Raw genomic sequence first — 5,619 nt, 5'->3', positions numbered from 1 at the left:
TGTCCGTTTCTTGAGAACTCAACAGCGTGCACTATGTTCAATGCCAATTTTTGAACCCTGTCCTCTGCCTTTTGGTGGGGGTGGGATTCCTTTGATTGATGGACAATTGGTTTTTTAGTCAGTTGTTTCTCTGTCAGTGGTTGAACTCCTCGATGCCTTCGGGTGTTGGGTACCAGTTTTTTTGGAGAGTTTGATCCTGGCTCAGGACGAACGCTGGCGGCGTGCTTAACACATGCAAGTCGAACGATGAGGCCCAGCTTGCTGGGTGGATTAGTGGCGAACGGGTGAGTAACACGTGAGTAACCTGCCCTGGACTCTGGGATAACCCCGAGAAATCGGAGCTAATACCGGATAGGACCTTGCACCGCATGGTGTGGGGTGGAAAGTTTTTTCGGTTCGGGATGGACTCGCGGCCTATCAGCTTGTTGGTGAGGTAATGGCTCACCAAGGCGTCGACGGGTAGCCGGCCTGAGAGGGTGACCGGCCACACTGGGACTGAGACACGGCCCAGACTCCTACGGGAGGCAGCAGTGGGGAATATTGCACAATGGGCGCAAGCCTGATGCAGCAACGCCGCGTGCGGGATGACGGCCTTCGGGTTGTAAACCGCTTTTAGTACGGAAGAAGGGGCCTCTTCGGGGGTTTTGACGGTACGTGCAGAAAAAGGACCGGCTAACTACGTGCCAGCAGCCGCGGTAATACGTAGGGTCCGAGCGTTGTCCGGAATTATTGGGCGTAAAGAGCTCGTAGGCGGTTTGTCGCGTCTGCTGTGAAATCCCGAGGCTCAACCTCGGGTCTGCAGTGGGTACGGGCAGACTGGAGTGCGGTAGGGGAGAATGGAATTCCTGGTGTAGCGGTGGAATGCGCAGATATCAGGAGGAACACCGATGGCGAAGGCAGTTCTCTGGGCCGTAACTGACGCTGAGGAGCGAAAGCGTGGGGAGCGAACAGGATTAGATACCCTGGTAGTCCACGCCGTAAACGTTGGGCGCTAGATGTGGGGACCTTTCCACGGTTTCCGTGTCGTAGCTAACGCATTAAGCGCCCCGCCTGGGGAGTACGGCCGCAAGGCTAAAACTCAAAGGAATTGACGGGGGCCCGCACAAGCGGCGGAGCATGCGGATTAATTCGATGCAACGCGAAGAACCTTACCAAGGCTTGACATACACCGGAACGCCCCAGAGATGGGGAACTCTTTGGACACTGGTGTACAGGTGGTGCATGGTTGTCGTCAGCTCGTGTCGTGAGATGTTGGGTTAAGTCCCGCAACGAGCGCAACCCTCGTCGCATGTTGCCAGCACGTCATGGTGGGAACTCATGTGAGACTGCCGGGGTCAACTCGGAGGAAGGTGGGGATGACGTCAAATCATCATGCCCCTTATGTCTTGGGCTTCACGCATGCTACAATGGCCGGTACAAAGGGCTGCGATGTCGTAAGGCGGAGCGAATCCCAAAAAGCCGGTCTCAGTTCGGATTGAGGTCTGCAACTCGACCTCATGAAGTCGGAGTCGCTAGTAATCGCAGATCAGCAACGCTGCGGTGAATACGTTCCCGGGCCTTGTACACACCGCCCGTCAAGTCATGAAAGTCGGTAACACCCGAAGCCGGTGGCCTAACCCCTTGTGGGAGGGAGCCGTCGAAGGTGGGATCGGTGATTAGGACTAAGTCGTAACAAGGTAGCCGTACCGGAAGGTGCGGCTGGATCACCTCCTTTCTAAGGAGCAACTCGGAAGCTTGCTTCCGCAGTGCAGACCAGGTCGGACCCGAGTGTGGTTCGCTGGTTGCTCATGGGTGGAACATTGACATAGGTGCCGGTTGATTTCGGTCGGACTCAGTACGCTTCTTCGGAGGTGGGAACGGTTTGTCCGGGGGAGGCCGGCACGTGCACGCTGTTGGGTCCTGAGGGACCGGGCATTCCCTGCGCTTCTTCGGAGGTGTGGGGGTGGTGGTTTCTTCAGGCCTTCACCGAGACCGGCGTGTGCTGGTGGGGGTGGGGGTTCTGGCCGTCTGTTGAGAACTACATAGTGGACGCGAGCATCTTAGATTGATGCCCCGGTGTTTGTTTGAACTCCGGTGGTGTCGATCACAATAGGTGAATCGCCAAGAGGGTGCCCTTTCGGGGTGCTTGTCTTGGTGTTCACTGGTCAATTTCGGTCCTGGCTTCGGTCGGGGCGACGAATTCGATCGAACTCATGTGATTTCAAGTTTCTAAGAGCAAACGGTGGATGCCTTGGCATCTGGAGCCGAAGAAGGACGTCGTAATCTGCGATAAGCCTCGGGGAGCTGATAAACGAGCTGTGATCCGAGGATTTCCGAATGGGGAAACCCCGCCAGGCCCTCAGGGTGACCTGGTGACTCCCGCCTGAATGTATAGGGCGGGTAGAGGGAACGTGGGGAAGTGAAACATCTCAGTACCCACAGGAAGAGAAAACAACCGTGATTCCGTGAGTAGTGGCGAGCGAAAGCGGATGAGGCTAAACCGGTCATGTGTGATACCCGGCAGGGGTTGCGTGATCGGGGTTGTGGGACCTCTTGGACTGTGCTGCCGTGCAGTCGCGGTGACGCGTATGCGATAGACGAACCGGATTGAAAGCCGGACCGGAGTGGGTGTGAGTCCCGTAGTCGAAATCGTGTGCGGCCCGGAGAGGGATCCCAAGTAGCGCGGGGCCCGAGAAATCCCGCGTGAATCTGTCAGGACCACCTGATAAGCCTAAATACTCCCAGATGACCGATAGCGGACAAGTACCGTGAGGGAAAGGTGAAAAGTACCCCGGGAGGGGAGTGAAATAGTACCTGAAACCGTTTGCTTACAAACCGTCGGAGCAGCCTTGTAGGTGTGACGGCGTGCCTTTTGAAGAATGAGCCTGCGAGTTAGTGATCTGTGGCGAGGTTAACCCGGGTGGGGTAGCCGTAGCGAAAGCGAGTCTGAATAGGGCGATTCAGTCGCAGGTCCTAGACCCGAAGCGAAGTGATCTATCCATGGCCAGGTTGAAGCGACGGTAAGACGTCGTGGAGGACCGAACCCACTTCAGTTGAAAATGGAGGGGATGAGCTGTGGATAGGGGTGAAAGGCCAATCAAACTTCGTGATAGCTGGTTCTCTCCGAAATGCATTTAGGTGCAGCGTTGCGTGTTTCTTGCCGGAGGTAGAGCTACTGGATGGCCGATGGGCCCCAACAGGTTACTGACGTCAGCCAAACTCCGAATGCCGGTAAGTGAGAGCGCAGCAGTGAGACGGTGGGGGATAAGCTTCATCGTCGAGAGGGAAACAACCCAGACCACCGACTAAGGTCCCTAAGCGCGTGCTAAGTGGGAAAGGATGTGGAGTTGCACAGACAACCAGGAGGTTGGCTTAGAAGCAGCCACCCTTGAAAGAGTGCGTAATAGCTCACTGGTCAAGTGATTCCGCGCCGACAATGTAACGGGGCTCAAGCACGCCACCGAAGTCGTGGCATTACCGCAGTCGATAGGCCTTCGTGGTCCAGTCGTGGTGATGGGTAGGAGAGCGTCGTGTGGCGAGTGAAGCGGCGGTGGAAACCAGCCGTGGACGCCACACGAGTGAGAATGCAGGCATGAGTAGCGAAAGACGGGTGAGAAACCCGTCCTCCGGAAGACCAAGGGTTCCAGGGTCAAGCTAATCTGCCCTGGGTAAGTCGGGACCTAAGGCGAGGCCGACAGGCGTAGTCGATGGACAACGGGTTGATATTCCCGTACCGGCGAAGAACCGCCCACACGAGATCAGGAGTGCTAAGCATCCCTAACCGTGCGGATCCCTTCGGGGTGATGCGCGGGGCGGCATGCGACCCCGTCTGGTGGAGTGAGCGTAGTAACAGGTGTGACGCAGGAAGGTAGCCGATCCCGGGCGATGGTTGTCCCGGGGCAAGCGTGTAGGCCGAGCGATAGGCAAATCCGTCGCTCACGAGGCTGAGACGCGATGCGGATGAAAAGTTGGTGATCCTATGCTGCCGAGAAAAGCATCGACGCGAGGTTCCAGCCGCCCGTACCCCAAACCGACTCAGGTGGTCAGGTAGAGAATACCGAGGAGATCGAGCAAATCGTGGTTAAGGAACTCGGCAAAATGCCCCCGTAACTTCGGGAGAAGGGGGGCCCGAAACGTGAACACCCTTGCGGTGGGAAGCGTGGAGTGGCCGCAGAGACCAGTGGGAAGCGACTGTTTACTAAAAACACAGGTCCGTGCCAAGTCGCAAGACGATGTATACGGACTGACGCCTGCCCGGTGCTGGAAGGTTAAGAGGACCGGTTAGCCGCAAGGCGAAGCTGAGAATTCAAGCCCCAGTAAACGGCGGTGGTAACTATAACCATCCTAAGGTAGCGAAATTCCTTGTCGGGTAAGTTCCGACCTGCACGAATGGCGTAACGACTTCCCAGCTGTCTCAACCGCGAACTCGGCGAAATTGCATTACGAGTAAAGATGCTCGTTACGCGCAGCAGGACGGAAAGACCCCGTGACCTTTACTACAGCTTGGTATTGGTGTTCGGTGTGGCTTGTGTAGGATAGGTGGGAGACTGTGAAGCTGGCACGCTAGTGTCGGTGGAGTCATTGTTGAAATACCACTCTGGTCACTCTGGATATCTAACTTCGAACCGTGATCCGGTTCAGGGACAGTGCCTGGTGGGTAGTTTAACTGGGGCGGTTGCCTCCCAAAAAGTAACGGAGGCGCCCAAAGGTTCCCTCAACCTGGTTGGCAATCAGGTGGCGAGTGTAAGTGCACAAGGGAGCTTGACTGTGAGACTGACAGGTCGAGCAGGGACGAAAGTCGGGACTAGTGATCCGGCAGTGGCTTGTGGAAGCGCTGTCGCTCAACGGATAAAAGGTACCTCGGGGATAACAGGCTGATCTTGCCCAAGAGTCCATATCGACGGCATGGTTTGGCACCTCGATGTCGGCTCGTCGCATCCTGGGGCTGGAGTAGGTCCCAAGGGTTGGGCTGTTCGCCCATTAAAGCGGTACGCGAGCTGGGTTTAGAACGTCGTGAGACAGTTCGGTCCCTATCCGCTGCGCGCGCAGGAAATTTGAGAGGATCTGACCCTAGTACGAGAGGACCGGGTTGGACGAACCTCTGGTGTGCCAGTTGTTCCGCCAGGAGCACCGCTGGTTAGCTACGTTCGGGATGGATAACCGCTGAAAGCATCTAAGCGGGAAGCCGGCCTCGAGATGAGATTTCCATCCCCATCGGGGGAGAGGCTCCCAGCCAGACGACTGGGTTGATAGGCCGGATGTGGAAGACAGGACTAACGACTGTCGCAGCTGACCGGTACTAATAAGCCGATAACTTGACAATCACCACACTCACACACGTTTGAAGACCATTCATCGAAAGGCCGTGTGAGTGGCCCAGGATTGCTCGCGTCCACTCTGTGGTTCCCAACAGACGGAAACCCAACACAACACCACACAGACTTCACCACCCCACCCCCGGTGGGGTGCCGAGACCACCAACCACCCCCAACCCCGGGTGTGCTTGGTCCTAGAGTTTCGGCGGCCATAGCGCGAGGGAAACGCCCGGACACATTCCGAACCCGGAAGCTAAGACTCGCAGCGCCGATGGTACTGCAGGGGCGACCCTGTGGGAGAGTAGGACACCGCCGGACATTCATT

The 5,619-nt window shown here is 56.8% G+C and carries 3 rRNA genes; all 3 read left to right on the top strand.

The window, feature by feature from the left end:
* Positions 1–178: 178 nt before the first annotated feature.
* The 3 genes from ACFWN7_RS17090 (at position 179) to rrf (ending at position 5,612) form a co-directional block, all read left to right on the top strand.
* Positions 179–1,714, top strand: a 16S ribosomal RNA gene (locus tag ACFWN7_RS17090).
* 484 nt (positions 1,715–2,198) lie between these two features.
* A 23S ribosomal RNA gene (locus tag ACFWN7_RS17085) occupies positions 2,199–5,302 on the top strand.
* Positions 5,303–5,495: 193 nt separating this feature from the next.
* Positions 5,496–5,612, top strand: a 5S ribosomal RNA gene (gene rrf / locus ACFWN7_RS17080).
* Together the 16S, 23S and 5S rRNA genes form the textbook arrangement of a ribosomal RNA operon.
* Positions 5,613–5,619: the final 7 nt, after the last annotated feature.

The organism is Agromyces sp. NPDC058484, assembly GCF_042720415.1.
In the GTDB taxonomy this organism is placed as follows: domain Bacteria; phylum Actinomycetota; class Actinomycetes; order Actinomycetales; family Microbacteriaceae; genus Agromyces.
The sequence above is the reverse complement of the archived record's forward strand: the minus strand, read 5'-3'. Positions and strand labels throughout refer to the sequence as shown.